This window comes from Dokdonella aquatica (genome assembly GCF_051987395.1).
In the GTDB taxonomy this organism is placed as follows: Bacteria; Pseudomonadota; Gammaproteobacteria; order Xanthomonadales; family Rhodanobacteraceae; genus Dokdonella.
The window spans coordinates 3,218,280-3,235,243 of record NZ_CP197094.1 but is presented as its reverse complement, the minus strand read 5'-3'; the positions used below and the strand labels follow the sequence as shown (position 1 = coordinate 3,235,243).

Below are 16,964 nucleotides of genomic sequence, written 5' to 3'. Positions count from 1 at the left end.
CCACGTCCACCACACGGCGACACTGACGACCATGCACGGCGTGCTCGCCTACTGCCGCCCCGGCTTCGAGAGCGAATGCGCGCAGGAATTCTCCGCACGTGACGCGGCGCTCGCGACGGGCGGTTTCGCGCGCAGTCGCCGCGACAGCGGCTACGTCGAGTTCGTGCTGCCCGATGCCGACGCCGCCGCGCGCTTCCACACGTCGACGCCGTGGCGCGGACTCACGTTCGCACGCCAGTGCCTGCGCGTGCTGGCACGGCTCGAATCGCTGCCCGCGCAGGACCGCCTGTCGGTGATCCTGCCGGTCGTGCGCGCCACCGGGCGTCGTTACGCCGACGCCTGGATCGAATCGCCCGACAGCGACGCCGGCCGCGAACTCGCCGGCCTGTGCCGCGCGCTCAACAACGCCCTCGTCGCCGCGCTCAAGCGCGAGAAGCTGCTCGATCCCGCCTCGGGCCTGCGACTTCACGTCGGCCTCACCGATACGCCGGTCGCGTTCGTCGCCGAGGCCGATCTCGCCACCGCGGCACCGTGGCCAGGCGGCATCCCGCGCCTGCGCTTTCCTTCTGCCGCACCGAGCCGATCGACGCTCAAGCTCGAGGAGGCGCTGCTGACCCTGCTCGACGAAGGCGAGCGCGAACGCTGGCTCAAGCCCGGCATGACCGCGGTCGATCTCGGTGCGGCGCCAGGCGGCTGGACCTGGCAGCTCGTGCGTCGCTCGCTGCACGTGACCTCGGTCGACAACGGCCCGATGGCGCAGAGCCTGCTCGACAGCGGCCTGGTCACCCACCTGCGCGAGGACGGCTTCCGCTACCGCCCCGCGCAGCCGGTCGACTGGATGGTCTGCGACATGGTCGAGCAGCCGCGTCGTGTCGCCGCGCGCATGGCCGAATGGCTGGCCCAGGGCTGGTGCCGGCATACGGTGTTCAACCTCAAGCTGCCGATGAAAAAGCGCTACGACGAGGTCGCGCTCTGCCACGACCTTTTCGCCGAAGCGCTGGCCGCGGCGGGGCGGCGCTTCGAGTGGCGCGCACGGCAGCTCTATCACGATCGCGAGGAAATCACGGTCTTCGCGCGCGTGCGCTGAGCACGGCGTCGATCCTTCCGGCGCGCGGGACGGCTCCGCGGCGCACGGGCCAGCTGCGTTGCGACATGCCGCCGCAGCAGGGTGCAACGTCTCCGGGACCGCGGCGCACCGCTATCCACGGGGCCCGATACCGGGGCGGCATGACCTTCGGCCCCCTGCACGCAACGCCTGTGTCAAAATCGGCGGCTATCGTTGCGGTTCTGTTTCAAACGTCCAGCGGGGAATCCATGTTCCGACATCTCAAGCTCACCGGCGCAGCGCTGCTGATCGCCGGCGCCAGCACGTGCGCGCACGCCGACATCGTCATCAGCCAGGCCTACGGCGGCGGCGGCAACAGTGGCGCGGTCTTCACGAACGACTTCATCGAACTCTTCAACAATGGCACGACGCCCGAGAACATCGGCGGCTGGTCCGTGCAGTACACCTCGGCCGCCGGCACGACGTGGAACAACAAGACCGACATTCCGGCCGGCGTCACGCTGCAGCCTGGCCAGTACTACCTGATCCAGCAGGCCGCCGGTAACAACACGATCGCGCCCCTGCCGGCACCCGACCTCGTCGGCACGATCGCGATGGGCGGCACGGCCGGCAAGGTCATCCTCGTCCGCAACACGACGTCCCAGACGGGCGCCTGCCCGACCGGGGCCGCGCTTGTCGACCTCGTCGGCTATGGCCCGACCGCCAATTGCCCGAATCCGACGGCCGTGTTGACCAACGGCACCGCGGCGATCCGCAAGACCGCCGGCTGCACCAACACCGGCAGCAACAATGCCGACTTCGACGTCGCCACGCCGACGCCGCGCAACAGCGCGACCACGGCGGCACCGTGCGGCGGCACCGGCCCCGGCACGCCCGTGCTCAGCATGGCCGACGTCTCGATCGCCGAGGGCAACACCGGCACGACACCGTTCGTGTTCACCGCCCAGCTCAGCGCCGCGGCACCGGCCGGCGGCGTGACCTTCAGCTACGCGACCGCCGACGGCAGCGCGACGGCGGGCAGCGACTACACGGCCGTCTCGGGCACCGCCACGATCATCGAAGGCGCCACGACGACGACCATCACCGTGCTCGTCAACGGCGACACCGACCCGGAACCGAACGAGACGTTCTCGCTCGCCCTGACCGGCATCACCGGCGCCACGCCTGCGTCGCTCACCGCGACCGGCACGATCCTCAACGACGACATCGCCACGCTCGCGATCCACGCGATCCAGGGCCCGGGCGCCGAATCGCCGGTCGTCGGCCAGCGCGTGCAGACGGTCGGCAACATCGTGACCGCGCGCGGTCCGGCCGGCTTCTTCATGCAGACGCCCGACAACGCCGTCGACAACGACCCGATGACCTCGGAAGGCATCTACGTCTACACGGGCAGCACGCCGACCGTGCAGGTCGGTGACGAGGTGACGCTGACCGGCAATGTCATCGAGTACTTCGGCCTCACCGAGATCAACGCGGTCAGCGGCCTCAGCGTCACCAACACCTCGCGTCCGCTGCCGACCGCGGTCGTGTTCGACGCGACCACGCCGTCGCAGGATCCGGCCGCACTGAGCTGCGGCGACACGAACTTCGAGTGCTTCGAAGGCATGCTCGTGCAGATCGACAACGGCATCGTGGCGCGCGGCAACCAGTACTTCTCCACCGACACCTACGCGCAGATCTTCGCGTCGGCCAGCGGCGAGCGCTCGCTGCGCAGCCCGGGCACGCTGTATCCGCTCGTGCCGGGCACCGGCAATCCGGCGGCCGGCGCGTTCCTCGGCAACCCGCACGTGTTCGAGATCGATGCCGACGTGCTCGGCGCGGTGCCGGCCAACACGGCGATCACGGGTGGCTCGCGCTTCACCGCGACGGGCGTCGTCTCGTACAGCTTCGGCGACTACGAGGTGTGGCCGACCAGCTTCACCGTGACCGAGCCGAACGTGCTGCCGCGCGCCGTGCCGGCCGGCCAGCAGGGCGACGAGCTGCGCATCGGATCGTTCAACGTGCTGCGCCTGTGCGACACCGACGCGACCAACACGAGTTCGACCTGCGGCAACGGCGGCGAGCCGAACGCGGCGGCGCTCCAGCTCAAGCTCGCGCGCCTGTCCGACTACATCGGCAACGTGCTCAAGACGCCGGACGTGCTCGGCGTGGTCGAGGTCGAGAACCTCGCCGTGCTGCAGCTGCTCGCCGACAAGATCCTCGCCGACCACGGCGTCGCCTACACGGCGTACCTCGAGGAGGGCAACGACGTCGGCGGCATCGACGTGGGCTACCTCGTGCACAGCGGCCGCGTCAGCAACGTCACCGTGACGCAGCTCGACAAGACCGAGACCTGGGTCGATCCGCGCGACGGCCAGACCCGCACGCTGCACGACCGCCCGGCCCTGCTGCTCGAGGCCACGTTCGGCAGCGAGCCGTTCGCGACGATCGTCGTGCACCCGAAGTCGCGCAGCTGCGTCGACGCGCCGACCGGCACGAGCTGCACGCTCGACGAGGTCAACCGCAACCGTGCCAAGCGCTTCACGCAGGCCAAGTCGATGGCGCTGCGCGTGCAGGAGCAGCAGACCAACCATCCGACGCGCCCGCTGCTCGTGATCGGCGACTACAACGACTACGTGCACAGCGACGGTTTCGTCCACATCACGGGTCTGCTGCAGGGCACCTACGACGACGCCGCCAACACGGTCGACCTCGGCACGCCGAACATCGTCTCGCCGCCGCTGTGGAACGCCGTGACCTCTCTGCCGGCCAACGAGCAGTACTCGTTCCTGTTCACCGAGCAGTTCGGCGAGATCCTCGGCTACACGCGTGCCTCGGCGACCTCGATCGACCGCGGCCGTGACGTGCCGATCATGCAGGTGCTCGACCACGCCATGCTCAACGGCCCGGCCAAGGCCTGGTTCGCGGGCTTCGCCTACGGCCGCGCCAACCTCGACGCCGCCGACCAGGACGAGCGCAACAGCACCACCGCGATCGGCGTCTCGGACCACGACGGCCTCGTCGTGCGCCTCGCGACCGACCGCGTGTTCGCCGACTCGTTCGGCGGCGAGTGAAGGCAAGCCGGGCACGCGCGAGACGCGTGCCCGGTGAGTGAAACGACGCCGGCCTCGCGCCGGCGTCGTGCTTCACGAGGCGTGAGTGCCTTGCGGATAGCGCGGAACCGCCGAAGGCGATTCCGCCGTGCACCTCGCGACACCACAGCACGCGCGTTCCGCGAACCTGCGACAAGGCCTGGGGTCAGGTTCATTTTCCCGTTGCCGCTTCCAGGGCGAGCGAGTGGCTCGCCGGGAAAATGAACCTGACCCCAGTTTTCCGGCCCCAGCTTTCGTCCGGATCCCGCTCAGCTCTCGTGGAGTTCCTCGCGCGGCTCACCGATGATCGCGGCGGCGAGCCTGGCCGCACGCGTCGGTGGTGGAAGCTCCTCGCGCAGCAGCGCCAAGAAATGGGGTCAGGTTCATTTTCCTGGCCGCGCTTTCCCGCCTGGCGCGAGACTTCCCGGGAAAATGAACCTGACCCCAGTTTTTCGGCCCAGCTTTCGCCACCGACCCGCTCAGCCCTCGTAGAGCTGCTTGCGTGGCGCACCGGTGATCGCGGCGGCGAGCTTGGCCGCACGTGCCGGCGGAAGCTCCTCGCGCAGCAGCGCGAACACGCGACGGCCTTCGGCGAGCGTCGCATCGGCACCCTCGCCGCTCGCGCCGGCCACGAGCACGACGAACTCGCCGCGTTGCTGGTTCGCATCGGCGTTCACGCGCGCGACAAGGCCGTCGAGCGTGTCGTCGAGCACGGTCTCGAACACCTTCGTCAGCTCGCGCGCGACCACGGCACGGCGATCGCCGCCGAACACCGTGACCATGTCGGCGAGCGTCTCGGCGATGCGGTGGCTCGATTCGTAGAAGATCAGCGTGCGCGACTCGGCGACGAGCGTGCCGAGCTGTTCGCGACGTGCCGCGCCACGCGAAGGCAGGAAGCCTTCGAACACGAAGCGGTCGCTCGGCAGTCCGGCGACCGACAACGCGGCGATCGCGGCGCACGGTCCCGGCACGGGTGACACCGCGAGCCCTGCCTCGCGTGCCGCGCGCACGAGACGGAAGCCCGGGTCGCTGACCAGCGGCGTGCCCGCGTCGGCGACGAGCGCGACATCCTTGCCCGCCACGAGTGCCTCGACGATGCGCGTGGCCTGCTCGCGCTCGTTGTGGTCGTGCAGCGCGAGCATCGCGGCGCGGCTGCCGACGCGCGCGAGCAGCGGCGCACTGTGGCGCGTGTCCTCGGCGGCGACCAGGTCGACCTCGCGCAGCACCTGCGCGGCGCGCGGCGCGAGATCGTCGAGGTTGCCGATCGGCGTGGCGACCACCCACAGGCGGCCCTTCTTGGTATCCATGGCGTCTCCAGTGCAGGGCGCGAGCATAGCCGCGCGCGCGGCCGGCATGAACGACGACGCACCGCGCCGGCGTGCACGCCGGGACGGTCGCCGGTGCGCGACGGGCTTACGGGCTATCATCGGACTTTCCGTCGAACGTGTTCCGATGACCGTGATGCTCCGTCGACCCGTGCCACGCGTGCTCGCCCTCGCCTTCCTCCTGCTCGCACTCGTCGGCTGCGCTTCGGCGCCGGTCGGTGCGCCGGTGGAAGACCGATCGGGCGGCCCCAGCGCGCAACGCGCCGAGCAGCTCGCCGAAGAAGGTGATCTCGACGCCGCGGCGCAGGCGTTCCTCGACCTCGCCGATGCGAGCCGTGGCGAGGCCCAGGCGCACTACCGACTGCGTGCCGCCGAGACGCGCCGCGAAGCCGGTGACTTCGATGGCGTCGCACGAGCGCTCGACGGCGTGCAGCGCCGCCGACTCGCGTCCGACGAAGCCTTGCGCGCGGACCTGCTCGAAGCCGAGCTCGCGTTGCGCGCCAACGACGCCCAGCGCGCAGGCGCGCTGCTCATGATCCCCGAAGGCAGCGTGCCGCCCGCGCTGCAGCTGCGCGTGCTCGAACTGCGTGCACGTACCGAGGCCGCCAACGGCGACCGTTTCGCCGCGGCGCGCCTGCGTGCCCAGCTCGACGAGCGCCTCACCGGCGCGGACCGCGACATGAACCGCGCCGAGATCCTCGCCGTGCTGTCCGCGCTCGACGACCGCACGCTGCGCGCACGCGCGACCTCGCTGCGTCCCGGCGACGCGCTGCTGCCGTGGATCGAGCAGGCGCTGCGCGGCAAGGGCCAGGTGCTGCCGCGCGACCTGCCGCATCCGCAGCGCCCGGTCGGCACGCTGATCGCGGGTGACGACGCGAGCTACCAGCGCGAGGGCTACACGGCACTCGGCCGCATCGCGCTCGTGCTGCCGCTCGGTGGCCAGGTCGCCGCGGTCGCGCAGTCGATCCGCGACGGCTTCCTCGCGGCCTACTACAACGACGACAGCGGCAAGCGCCCCGAACTGCGCGTCTACGATGCCGGCGCGACGCCGCAGGACGCGATCGCGGCCTACCAGCGCGCGGTCGCCGACGGCGCCGGTTTCGTGGTCGGCCCGCTGCAGCGCGAAGCGGTGGGCCAGCTGTTCCGCCAACAGCTGCCGGTGCGCGTGCTGGCGCTCAACCATCCCGACACCGGCGAGACGCCGCCGCGCGGCAGCGCCGAGTTCAGCCTGCTGCCCGAGGCCGAAGGCGCGCAGGCGGCCGACCGCATGCTCGCGCTCGGCATCACGCGCAGCGCGATCCTCGTCACCGAAGCCGACTGGGCCGAGCGCGCCGGTCGCGCCTTCCGCGCCCAGTTCGAGGCGCACGGCGGCAGCATCACCGGCGAGGCGCGCGTGCGCGACGCCGAGTTCAACTACAAGACCGCGATCCTGCAGGCCACGCCGGGACTCGGCGACACGAGCTCGCCCGACGGCACCGGCAAGGTCGCGCCGGCCGGCAGCGGCGTGTTCATCAGCATGCGCCCGCAGCAGGCCCGCCTGCTGCTGCCGCAGCTACGCCTCGCGGGCTTCAACGTGCCGGTCTACGCGAGTTCGCACGTGCATTCGGGCGAGGTCAGCCCCGGCATGGACCGCGACCTCGACGGCGTCGAGTTCTGCGACGCGACGTGGCTGTTCACGCCCGTGACCGGTCGCCCCGACCGCAACCTCGTCTCGCACGACCTGCCCAGCGCGGGCGGTGTCGGCGCGCGCCTGTTCGCGTTCGGCATGGATGCGTACGCGCTGCTGCCGTACATGGACTGGCTGCTCGCCAATCCCGACGCCTACCTCGACGGCGCGACCGGCCAGCTCGCCGCCGACAGTTTCGGACGCATCCATCGCGTGCTGTCGTGGGCGCGTTTCTCGGGCGGCGTCGCGCGGCCTGCGCAAGGTGCCCTCGCGCCGACCATGGTGCCCTGACGCGCGTGCGCGCGGCCGGCGCCACGTTCGAGGACCTCGCCCTCGCGCATGCGCAGCGGCACGGCCTCGCGCTCGTCGCGCGCAACGTGAACTACCGCCACGGCGAGCTCGATCTCGTCATGCGCGACGGCACGACCGTCGTCTTCATCGAGGTGCGCTACCGCCGCTCCGGCGGTTTCGGCGGCGCGCTCGATTCGGTGACCGCGAGCAAGCGCGCACGCCTCGTCGCCGCGGCAGGGCTGTTCCTGCAATCCCGTCCCGACCTCGCGCGGCATGCCTGCCGCTTCGACGTGCTCGCGATCACCGGCAGCGCGCAAGCGCCCGAGATCGACTGGCACCGCAACGCCTTCGACGCCTGAGAGGATCCACGATGCCTTCCACCCTGCCCCGCCTGCTGCTGCCCGTCCTCGTCATCCTGCCGCTGCTCGGCGGCTGCATCGCGGTCGTCGCCGGCGGTGCGGTCGCGACGGGTTCGTCGGTGCACGACCGCCGCGGCTTCGGCACGGTCGTCGACGACAAGCGCATCCAGCTCGGCGCCTACGACACGATCAACCGCGACAAGGAACTCGTGCTGCAGAACCGCGTCATGATCGCGGTCTACAACGGCGTCATGCTGCTCATGGGCGAAGTGCGCACGCCCGAGCTCAAGCAGCGCGCCGAGGCCACGGTCACCGGCTTCGAAGGCGTGCGCCGCATCGTCAACGAGATCGACGTCATGGAGCCGGAAGGCTTCTGGACACGCCGCAACGACAACCGCCTCACCGCGCGCGTCAAGCTCGCGCTGACCGACGCGGTGAGCACACCGGGCTTCGATCCGACCCGCATCAAGGTCAGCACCGCGCACCGCACGGTCTACCTGCTCGGCATCGTCAGCGCGGAAGAGGACGAGATCGCCACGACGATCGCGCGCAACGTCAACGGCGTCGAGCGCGTGGTCAAGATCTTCGAGTACAAGGACGCGCCGGCGCGCTGAGGCGCCGTCCAGCGAGAATCAGGCCGCGAGCGCGAGCAGCCCGGCCAGTGCGAGCGCGGCCCACACGCCCGCGAAGGCGTCGTCGAGCATGACGCCGAAGCCGCCTTTCACCGTGCGGTCGGCCCACGAGGCCGGCCACGGCTTGGCGATGTCGGCGACGCGGAACACGAGGAAGCCGACCACGATCCACCACCACGGTGCCTGCGGCCAGACGAGCAGCGGCACCAGCGTGATCCACTGGCCGACGAACTCGTCCCACACGATCACGCCGGGATCCTGCAGTCCGAGCCGGCGCACGACGACCTCCGACGCCCACACGCCGAGCGCGAACGCCGCGACGATGACGACTGCGAGGGCGATCGGCGGCAGCTCGCGCAGCGCGAGCCACGGCACCAAGGCGGCGAGCGATCCGGCCGTGCCGGGCGCGAACGGACTCAGACCCGAACCGAAACCGCTCGCGATCCAGCCTGCGGGATGACCGAGCACGGCGCGGCGCTGCTCGCGATCGAGTCTCATGCGAAATGCTCCCAGCCTGCACGCGGCAGGACGATGTCGTGTCCATGGCGATCGAGCAGGCGCACGCCTTCGCCCTCGACGACGCGACCGATGCGCGTCCAGGTGACACCGAGGCCACCATCGCGCGTTCGCATCGCCGCTTCGCGCGCGGGATCGAGCGTGAACGCGAGTTCGTAGTCGTCGCCGCCCGCGGCCTGTGCGGCGCGCCGCGGCACGCGGTCCGGCAGCGCCTCGAACAGCGCTGGTGACGCCGGCAGCGCGTCGACCTCGAGTTCGATCGCGACGCCGCTGCGCCGTGCGACGTGGCCGAGGTCGGCGACGAGGCCGTCGGAAATGTCGATGCAGGCGCTCGCGGCGCCGCGCAATGCGAGGCCGGCCTCGACGCGCGGCTCGGGACGGTCCAGGCGCGTGCGCAGGCGCGCATCGACCTCGCCCGCGGCGGGATCGAGCAGCACCTGCAGCGCCGCCGCCGCATCGCCGAGCGAACCGGTCACGTAGACCGCATCGCCGGCACGCGCACCGTCGCGACGCAAGGCCTGCCCCGGCGGCACGGCACCGTGCAGCGTCACCGTCACCGCGAGCGGGCCGCGCGTCGTGTCGCCGCCGATCAAGGCCACGCCATGGCGCGACGCAAGCGTCGCGAAGCCGTCGGCGAAGCCTTCGACGAACGCGCGCGAAGGCTCGGGCAAGGTCAGCGCGAGGCTGGCCCAGAGCGGCGTGGCGCCCATCGCGGCGAGGTCGCTGAGGTTGACCGCGAGGGCCTTCCAGCCGAGATCGAACGGCGCCGTCGACAACGGGAAATGCACGCCCGCGACGAGCGTGTCGGTGACGACGACGAGGTGCTGCCCGGGCGGCGGCGCGAGGATCGCGCCGTCGTCGCCGATGCCGAGCACGACATCCGCACGCGACGCCGCGCAGCGCGCGGCGAGCAGGTCGATGAGGTCGAACTCGGCCACGCGGCCGTCAGCGCGAGCCGCCGCGGTACTCGACGCTGCGCCAGTCGGCCGCGAGCTTGTCGAGCACGCCGTTGACGTAGGTGTGGCCGTGGTCGGCGCCGAAGCGCTTGGTCACTTCGACCGCCTCGTTGATCACGACGCGGTACGGCACGTCGGGGCGGTAACGGAATTCGTAGGCGGCCATGCGCAGTGCCGCGCGCTCGATCTGGTCGAGCTGGGCGACTTCGCGGTCGAGGTGGCCCTTGAGGCCGGCGTCGAGTTCATCGACGTGCTTCTCGACGCCGCGCAGCAGATCCTCGAAATACTCGAGATCGGCGATCTCCATGTCCTGCTCGTGGCGGAACTGCTCGATCACGCCGGCCATCTTGTTGCCGCCCACCTGCCAGGCGTAGATCGCCTGCAAAGCACGGCGGCGGGCGCGCGAACGCGCGGCGAGGTCGACTCCGGAAGGACGCGGCGCGGTCACAGCTTTCTCCATAGATCGGTCATTTCGAGCGCGGCGAGCGCGATGTCCTCGCCCTTGTTGCCGTGCACGCCACCGGCACGCTCGCGCGCGTGGGCGTGGTCCTCGACGGCGAGCACGCCGTTGAGCACGGGCACGCGATGCTGCACGGCCACGCGCATGAGGCCTTGCGCACAACCGTCGGCGACGTGCTCGTAGTGGCGCGTGTCGCCGCGCACGACGCAGCCGAGCGCGAGGATCGCCGCATGGCCGCCACGTGCAGCCAGCGTCGCTGCGACCACGGGGATCTCCCAGGCGCCGGGCACGCGCACGAGGTCGATCGCCTCGGCCGTGATGCCGTGCTCGGCCAGCGCACGCTCGGCGCCGGCGACGAGGGCATCGACGATGCCGGGATTCCAGCGGCTCGCGACGATCGCGAAACGCGCATCGGGCGCGGCGCGCAAGGTGCCTTCGACTGTGTTCATGGGGTATCGGCCGGGACCGGCCGGAAACGACGCGGGGCGCGCATTCTACCGGAGCGCGGCGGTCGACGCCCGAACGGGAGCATCGACACCCGGAAGCGTCCATCGAGGCCCTGCTCGGGAACCACCGGGAGGCGGCACGGCGCCACCTCCCGGGAGGGCCTTACTCGTCGAAACCGTCGGCGAAGATCGCGTCGACGGTCGCGCCACCACGGTAGCCGTCGTGGGTCTCCGCACCGGTGCCTGCGGGATCCAGCCAGTTGCTGAGGCGCGTCGAATCGGTGCCGCCACCGTTCCAGGACGTCGCGATGCGGCCGTACCAGTCCGAGGTATTGCTCGTGCACGAGGCGTAGCCACCGTGCAGCTGGCCGATGATGCGCTTCTCGGGGCTGAACAGTGCCGAGCCCGACGAGCCGCCTTCGGTGGTGCCGCTGGCCCACTGGATCACGCGCAGATGCGTGCCGGTCGGCGTCACGGTGTTGCTCAGGTAGCTCGTGATCGTCAGCGCCTGCGCCGTGTGCGAGATGCGCTTCTCGTGGCCCGCCGGGTGATGGATGCCCTCGGCCGAGGCGGCACCCTGGTCACGACGGTCCCAACCGGCGTAGTACGGATGCTCGACGTCCGGAATGGCCGCGTTGAGCTCGAGCAGGCTGAAGTCGCTGGCGGAGGAGTTGGCCTTGAGCGTGCTGCCCGAGGAGAACGTCGCCGGACGCGGCAGGGACTGGCCGCTCGCCGACGAACCCGGCGCTCGGCACGTCGCCGACTGGTAGTTCCAGTAGACGCGAATCGTGTTCGCGACCGTGGCCGTGCTGATGCAGTGGTTCGCGGTGAGGAAGTACGGCACCTGCGTGCCCGCCGTCGTGGCGACCAGCGAACCCGTGCAGACGTACGAGCTCGAGCCCTGCTGGAAGATGTACTGGCCGACCGAGTCGATCTGGTCCTGCCAGCCGTCACCCTCGGGACAGGTGACGTCGACGTTGCACGAGCCCGACAGCACGCCGGGCTGGTTCTCGAGGCCGAACAGGCCGCGGTACGCGTGCGTCACGCTGTCCAGGCGCAGGCGCAGCGCATCACGCTCGGCGGCGGCGACGACCACTTCGAGGCGCGTCACGGCGCCCGGCACGATCGGGGTGTAGATGCGGCCGTCGGCGCTGCGGTCGCCCGCGCGGATCGGACCGAGCACGTAGTCGCCCGCCTCGTTCGACAGGTAGATCTCGGCGGACGCCGGCAGGTCGCCGCTCAGTGCGGCGTCGAGACTGACGGCATCGGGCGACGCGAACTCGACGCGCCATGCGAGGCGGCCATCCGGCAGCGCCTGCCACTGGCCGTTGCGCGGCACGCCCGCATCGATGAGCTGGCTGCCGATCGACTGCACGACGCCGTAACGCAGCGGCGTGCCGAGCTTGGGTTGTTCCTCGTAGCTACGCAGCGCAACGGTGTCGACGGCGGGGGCCGAGATGCGTTCGGCGGCCTGCCAGGTCAAGCCGGCGGCGGTACTGGGAAGGTTGGCGTGGGGGACCGCCGCGTGGACGGCGGTGGACATCAGGATCGCCGCGACGGCGGCGGCGAGCGGGCGCGTGATCACGCGCGCGAGGGTTACGACATCGGTCAAAACGATTCTCCAGAAGTTCCATGACATCCGGAGCGGGCGGCAGGCATGTCGCGACATCGGCGGCGCGACTCACGCGCGGAACGATCCGCAATGCCTGCATCCGTGCCGGACCCCCGAGCGTAGCGATCCACGCCGCCGAGGGGAACCCGGGATTGCGAGCATGCTGCACGACCGAGACGATCGTGCCGCACGAGGCCCTCACTCGAGTGCGTTCCTGAAGACGGGATCGGTCGACCGGCTGTCACGGCCCTGCGGGCGCAGCGTGCCGGCGTAGCCCGGGTCGAGCGCGTTCCTCCGAGCGGGCAGCGCCGACCACGTGGGGGCTGTCATGACAGCCATCCGAGGAAAAATGCAGGAAAAATGGGTGTCCCGTACCCTATCCCAAACACCGCTTGGCATATCACGCCAAGACGCTAGCCCAGCCGACGAGCGGGCTTCCCGAGTCCTACCTCGCCCCCGCGTGATAGACCGCTCGGAAGCGGTGATATCTGGATATCACCGCTTCCGGTGAGATATCCGCGGAAATCGCTCACGGAATGTTCGCGTGGAGAATGTGCAAGCTCATGATCCACAAGGGTGGAATTGCTTGACGTGGCGCAACAGCAGACTGATGATGCGGTGATAACCCGCTCCTCAGCGGGATAAATGTAGTTAGGTCGCTGATGCACCTACTTCGGGCAAATCTACAAGCAAGCCCAGATCATCCGGATTTCGCACCGGGAGAACTAGTTGCCGCGATCTGCATGGTCGACATCGCGGTCGCAGACGCGGACGGCGCCCGGAGTAGAGCTGCAGATTGGCTCGCTGAGCTGAGTTGGTCCAGGGTTGAGTTCGGAACGGTTGTCCTGCTGCCGGAGGCGCCCGATCTCGCCGGATTCACCCCCGAACTACGTGAGGCGTACGCGGACGCGAGAAGATTGGGTGTCTCCATCGTTCTGTACCCGGAAGCGTCGCGCGCGGCCTAACGAGTCGTTGCAGCCGACGTTACATCGGTCTGTGGCCCAGGCGGCAGGTAGAGCTTGCCACCTGGTCCCCAGCCCGCTACAACGCGGCTGAACTCTGGTGATAGGCACCTTCTATGGACCATAGCCAAGATAAGCTCCGAGAAGCGAGATTCTTCCTTGAGCTGCTAGAAGCATTGGAGCAGAGAACGGAGTCTCTTTCGAATCTGGAGGCCCCAATTGAAGAGGCCGGCTTTCTCTTAAGCGCCATCCTAAATTCGTTTTACTCCGCGCTGGATCAATGGAGGAAGCGAAATCCTTCAAGGCAGAAGGAATATCAGGAGTTTTCGAGAAAATTCCCAGAGATCTACGGAAGCGACCAGCAGGGCGGGTGGAGAAGCATTAATGTCCACGTCGCACACGTTTGGCCCTCGACAGCGGGCTACATCCCTCCACTCGGAGACGCTGTGAATTTTGATTTCCGGAGGAGACCTAAGCTGGTCCCTATCGATCCGCCCGGCCAAGTCAACATTCGCATGGGTCCGAGCTTCTACTTCTCCCATCAAGGAAAAGAGATTCACGCTCTGGAGCATTGCTATTTCCACCTCTACGCCCTACAGAATTTTCTTGGCGGAGCCAGCGGTGCCTAACCATCTGATGCAGCCGACGGTTCCGCCGTCCGTGGCCTTGTCGCATTCTTCAAGGGCTGTGCCGTGCGGCGTAACCGCGGCTGATCGCGGGCGTTAGGGCGCACACTGAATTTCGCTCCAAGTCGACCCAACAAAAACCATCATTACTGCTAAAGACACATCTACAAGTGACATCTCCTGAAAAACTGTTAGGCATATGCGCAGCCATAATCGTTAGCCTAGTTGCGGGAGCAATAGCCATTGTCCTTTACTCATACTTGGTTTTGTTGCTTTCCGATACTGTGTTGGATAAGTGGGGGCTCGTGCTACTGCGCTACCTCGGTCACTGGCTTCTTCCGATATACTCAGCCCTGTGCGGAGTAGCCGTCATTAGCGCGCCGCTAGGCGCCATTACGGGCCTTCTTCTTCGTCGCTCGTCACCACACTTCATTGTGCTCGCTGTGGTTGCGGTTACCGCTCCCTATATTTTTATGCATCCGCAAGACCCATCAGTTTTCACTGGTCCATTCATAGTAGGCTTGGCTATGTGGGGTTCATGCTATGTCGTCTGGCGTGGGGTGCGTCCTAACAATTCATTAAAGCCGACGCGGTAGTTCCTTCGGTTTGGTGGACACCCTGACCTAACGATCAGGAGTGCCCATGCCCCGCCCAGGTCCACGCACGACATACCGCTACAGCGACACCTTCAAGGCCACGGCCGTACGCCTGAGCAAGCTGCCGGGCGTCTCGGTGCGAGACGTCGCCGAGTCGCTTTACATCCATCCCTTCATGCTGTCTCGTTGGCGCAGGCTGGAACGCGAGGGTGAGATCGTGAGCAAGGGCGTCGAGGTCGACAAGCAGGTTGCAACCGAGCTGAAGGCGCTGCGCGAGGTCAAGCGCCAGTACGAGCGGCTGAAGGTCGAGCATGACCTTTTAAAAAAGCCATCGCGTTCACTTCCGCACGAAAGGCGACGTCTTCGCCTTCATCGCGCACCACCAGGAAGCCTGCCCGGTGAGGACGATGTGCGCACTGTTCGGCGCCAGCGCGTCGGGTTTCTATGCGTGGAAGAAGCGTGCGCCAAGCGAGCGGTTGATCGACGACGCGTTGCTCGTGGAGAGCATCCGCACGGTGCATGCACGGAGCCGCGAGACATACGGAAGTCCGCGCGTTCATGCGGCCCTGAAGCAGGAAGGCTCAGTCGTTGGGCGCCGGCGTGTGGAGCGCTTGATGCGTGAGCATGGCGTACGTGCGTGCTCCGCACGCCTGTACCGCCGTCGGCCTGGCCTGGCCCGATTCCTGTCCAGCGTCGAGAGTCATGCACATGTCATCGACATCTCGCGTCCCGATCAGGTCTGGGTCGGCGATGTGACGTACATGAAGGTCGCGGGCGAATGGCGCTACCTGACGACGATCATGGATCGCTGTTCGCGTCGCTTGCTGGGATGGTCGCTGGGCAAGGACCGCACTTCCGCGTTGACGCGCCGGGCGCTTCAATCGGCGTTGCGCGTGCGGCGTCCCGAGGCGGGCGCGCTGTTTCACAGCGATCGCGGCATCGAGTTCAAGGCAACACCCGGGAGGCAACACCCGGGACACCCAAGGCAACACCCGAAGGCAACACCCGGGACACCCATCATCTCGGCATTTTCCGACCGTCGCAATCGGCCTCTTCCTACAGACGCCAGTCTCTTGGTAGCCGACCATTCGGAGCATGACCACAGCTCGCCATCGACTCGTCGCCCCTGACGAATCCGGCTTCTACCACTGCATATCTCGCTGCGTTCGCCGTGCGTGGCTGTGCGGCATCGACGCACTGAGTGGCCGGTCATTTGAGCATCGACGTGGCTGGGTCGAGCAACGGCTGCTCGAGCTGGCGGACATCTTCGCTATCGGACTCTATGCCTATGCCGTGATGAGCAACCACACGGATGTCGTGCTTAGGATCGATCCGGTCGCCGCGCACATGTGGTCCGATGAGGACGTGGCGGTCCGATGGGTCAGGCTGTTCCCGGCGACGACCGATGGCGCCATCGATTCGCTACGTTGTCGCGAGAAGGAAGCGGCCCTGCTCGGCAACCTCGAACGCCTGGCCGTCTGTCGCCAGCGTCTCGGCGATCTGTCGTGGTTCATGCGCTGCCTCAACGAGCCGATCGCGCGACGCGCGAACCGCGAGGACGACTGTACCGGGAGATTCTGGGAAGGTCGCTATACCTGCCAGGCGCTGCTCGACGAAGCCGCCGTGCTCGCGTGCATGAACTACGTCGACCTCAATCCGATCCGCGCAGGTATCGCAGACGATCTGAGCAGCTCGGAGCACACCGGGATCAAGCGACGCATCGACCACCTCTCGAGCACACTGCCGGAGGATGCGATCCCACCGATCGCGGGCATTACGCCCGGCTTCGCGTTGCTCGCGATCACAACGACGGCCTACCTTGAACTGGTCGATTGGACAGGACGCCAGACCCGTCACGACAAGCGCGGAAGCATAGCGGCCGGTACTCCGCCCATCCTCAGGAAGCTCGGCCTGGGCGACGTGGCTTGGCAATCTCAAGTGCTCGGCATCGAGAACCGCTACTCGCGTGCCATCGGCTCGGCGCGAAGCTTGGCAGACAAAGCGGCCACCATGGGGCAACGATGGCTCAAAGGCATCGTCGCTGCCCGGCAGCTGACCAAGCTCGCGATCTGAGAACAGCTTCTCTCCTTACCAGACAAGCGTATGCGGGTTCGCCTCTCGTGAAAAAGCCGCTCGGCTTAACCCGCAGAGCTCCCCTCTGTCCGGACAATAAGTGGGTGCCCCAAGTCCTCGCGTCCCAAGTCCTCAGGTGTCCCGACTCCTGTCGTCGTCCTCGCCCTGCCCCGGATCTCTCGCCCACCCTTAAGTGATAAAGTGGATGCCCCGAGTCCTCCCGGATGCCCCGAGTCCTCCCGAGTCCTCGCCTCTCTCCGAGTCCTCGCTTCTCCGCCCGCTGAGCTTCGACATTAAAGCGCACACC

General features: G+C 68.2%; 13 protein-coding genes and 2 pseudogenes. 8 read left to right on the top strand and 7 right to left on the bottom strand.

The features are described from left to right. Window positions 1-31 precede the first annotated feature (31 nt). Window positions 32-1,087 carry a 23S rRNA (cytidine(2498)-2'-O)-methyltransferase RlmM gene (gene rlmM / locus ACQQ2N_RS14510; RefSeq protein WP_440225768.1) on the top strand — a complete coding sequence of 352 codons (1,056 nt, stop codon included), beginning with the start codon at window positions 32-34 and terminating at the stop codon, window positions 1,085-1,087. Between the two features lie 227 nt (window positions 1,088-1,314). Further along, window positions 1,315-4,119 carry a lamin tail domain-containing protein gene (locus ACQQ2N_RS14505; protein ID WP_440222292.1) on the top strand — a complete coding sequence of 935 codons (2,805 nt, stop codon included), beginning with the start codon at window positions 1,315-1,317 and terminating at the stop codon, window positions 4,117-4,119. Between the two features lie 497 nt (window positions 4,120-4,616). On the opposite strand, the gene rsmI is transcribed toward ACQQ2N_RS14505, so the two are convergent. After that, the gene (rsmI, locus tag ACQQ2N_RS14500) at window positions 4,617-5,444 is read right to left on the bottom strand and encodes a 16S rRNA (cytidine(1402)-2'-O)-methyltransferase (RefSeq protein WP_440222291.1); all 828 of its coding nucleotides are present in this window, start codon (window positions 5,442-5,444) and stop codon (window positions 4,617-4,619) included. Between the two features lie 145 nt (window positions 5,445-5,589). Here rsmI and ACQQ2N_RS14495 point away from each other — a divergent pair, with 145 nt between their 5' ends. Genes ACQQ2N_RS14495 through ACQQ2N_RS14485 form a run of 3 tightly spaced genes read left to right on the top strand, consistent with a single transcriptional unit; the run spans window position 5,590 to window position 8,392 of the window. Continuing rightward, window positions 5,590-7,419 (top strand): penicillin-binding protein activator, encoded by a 1,830-nt coding sequence (locus tag ACQQ2N_RS14495; RefSeq protein ID WP_440222290.1) that lies wholly within the window; start codon window positions 5,590-5,592, stop codon window positions 7,417-7,419. 5 nt (window positions 7,420-7,424) lie between these two features. After that, complete coding sequence (locus ACQQ2N_RS14490; protein ID WP_440222289.1) at window positions 7,425-7,778, top strand: YraN family protein; 354 nt, start codon at window positions 7,425-7,427, stop codon at window positions 7,776-7,778. Window positions 7,779-7,789: 11 nt separating this feature from the next. Beyond that, the gene (locus ACQQ2N_RS14485) at window positions 7,790-8,392 is read left to right on the top strand and encodes a BON domain-containing protein (protein ID WP_440222288.1); all 603 of its coding nucleotides are present in this window, start codon (window positions 7,790-7,792) and stop codon (window positions 8,390-8,392) included. A gap of 18 nt (window positions 8,393-8,410) precedes the next feature. Here the strand turns inward: ACQQ2N_RS14485 and ACQQ2N_RS14480 are convergent, their stop codons facing one another. The 6 genes from ACQQ2N_RS14480 to ACQQ2N_RS14455 form a co-directional block, all read right to left on the bottom strand. Continuing rightward, a complete protein-coding gene (locus tag ACQQ2N_RS14480) occupies window positions 8,411-8,908 on the bottom strand; it encodes a phosphatidylglycerophosphatase A family protein (RefSeq protein WP_440222287.1) in 498 nt (165 codons plus the stop codon). Then, entirely contained in the window at window positions 8,905-9,864 is a 960-nt protein-coding gene (gene thiL / locus ACQQ2N_RS14475) for a thiamine-phosphate kinase (protein WP_440222286.1), read from the bottom strand. Before thiL ends, ACQQ2N_RS14480 begins: the two co-directional genes overlap by 4 nt. 7 nt (window positions 9,865-9,871) lie before the next feature. Next, the gene (gene nusB / locus ACQQ2N_RS14470; RefSeq protein WP_440222285.1) at window positions 9,872-10,342 is read right to left on the bottom strand and encodes a transcription antitermination factor NusB; all 471 of its coding nucleotides are present in this window, start codon (window positions 10,340-10,342) and stop codon (window positions 9,872-9,874) included. Further along, window positions 10,327-10,791, bottom strand: a complete 465-nt coding sequence (gene ribH, locus ACQQ2N_RS14465) for a 6,7-dimethyl-8-ribityllumazine synthase (RefSeq protein ID WP_440222284.1) — start codon at window positions 10,789-10,791, stop codon at window positions 10,327-10,329. Before ribH ends, nusB begins: the two co-directional genes overlap by 16 nt. Window positions 10,792-10,951: 160 nt before the next feature. Then, window positions 10,952-12,400: a trypsin-like serine peptidase gene (locus ACQQ2N_RS14460; protein WP_440222283.1), complete on the bottom strand. Its 1,449-nt coding sequence runs from the start codon at window positions 12,398-12,400 to the stop codon at window positions 10,952-10,954. Window positions 12,401-12,598: 198 nt separating this feature from the next. Further along, a complete protein-coding gene (locus ACQQ2N_RS14455) occupies window positions 12,599-12,730 on the bottom strand; it encodes a hypothetical protein (protein ID WP_440222282.1) in 132 nt (43 codons plus the stop codon). 1,900 nt (window positions 12,731-14,630) lie between these two features. Here ACQQ2N_RS14455 and ACQQ2N_RS14450 point away from each other — a divergent pair. From ACQQ2N_RS14450 to ACQQ2N_RS14440, 3 genes and pseudogenes are all read left to right on the top strand, one after another. Then, a pseudogene (locus tag ACQQ2N_RS14450) lies at window positions 14,631-14,849 on the top strand (transposase); the annotation flags it as partial. Between the two features lie 88 nt (window positions 14,850-14,937). Further along, window positions 14,938-15,714: pseudogene (locus ACQQ2N_RS14445) on the top strand (IS3 family transposase); the annotation flags it as partial. Then, a complete protein-coding gene (locus ACQQ2N_RS14440) occupies window positions 15,680-16,657 on the top strand; it encodes a transposase (protein WP_440222281.1) in 978 nt (325 codons plus the stop codon). The pseudogene ACQQ2N_RS14445 and the gene ACQQ2N_RS14440, both read left to right, overlap by 35 nt. Window positions 16,658-16,964: the final 307 nt, after the last annotated feature.

What these genes read in the sequence shown, in the direction of transcription:
- rlmM (WP_440225768.1), top strand. Translation starts at nt 32, where the DNA reads ATGCACGGCGTGCTCGCCTACTGCCGCCCCGGCTTCGAGAGCGAATGC.
- ACQQ2N_RS14505 (WP_440222292.1), top strand. Translation starts at nt 1,315, where the DNA reads ATGTTCCGACATCTCAAGCTCACCGGCGCAGCGCTGCTGATCGCCGGC.
- rsmI (WP_440222291.1), bottom strand. Translation starts at nt 5,444, where the DNA reads ATGGATACCAAGAAGGGCCGCCTGTGGGTGGTCGCCACGCCGATCGGC.
- ACQQ2N_RS14495 (WP_440222290.1), top strand. Translation starts at nt 5,590, where the DNA reads ATGACCGTGATGCTCCGTCGACCCGTGCCACGCGTGCTCGCCCTCGCC.
- ACQQ2N_RS14485 (WP_440222288.1), top strand. Translation starts at nt 7,790, where the DNA reads ATGCCTTCCACCCTGCCCCGCCTGCTGCTGCCCGTCCTCGTCATCCTG.
- ACQQ2N_RS14480 (WP_440222287.1), bottom strand. Translation starts at nt 8,908, where the DNA reads ATGAGACTCGATCGCGAGCAGCGCCGCGCCGTGCTCGGTCATCCCGCA.
- nusB (WP_440222285.1), bottom strand. Translation starts at nt 10,342, where the DNA reads ATGGAGAAAGCTGTGACCGCGCCGCGTCCTTCCGGAGTCGACCTCGCC.
- ribH (WP_440222284.1), bottom strand. Translation starts at nt 10,791, where the DNA reads ATGAACACAGTCGAAGGCACCTTGCGCGCCGCGCCCGATGCGCGTTTC.
- ACQQ2N_RS14455 (WP_440222282.1), bottom strand. Translation starts at nt 12,730, where the DNA reads ATGACAGCCCCCACGTGGTCGGCGCTGCCCGCTCGGAGGAACGCGCTC.
- ACQQ2N_RS14440 (WP_440222281.1), top strand. Translation starts at nt 15,680, where the DNA reads ATGACCACAGCTCGCCATCGACTCGTCGCCCCTGACGAATCCGGCTTC.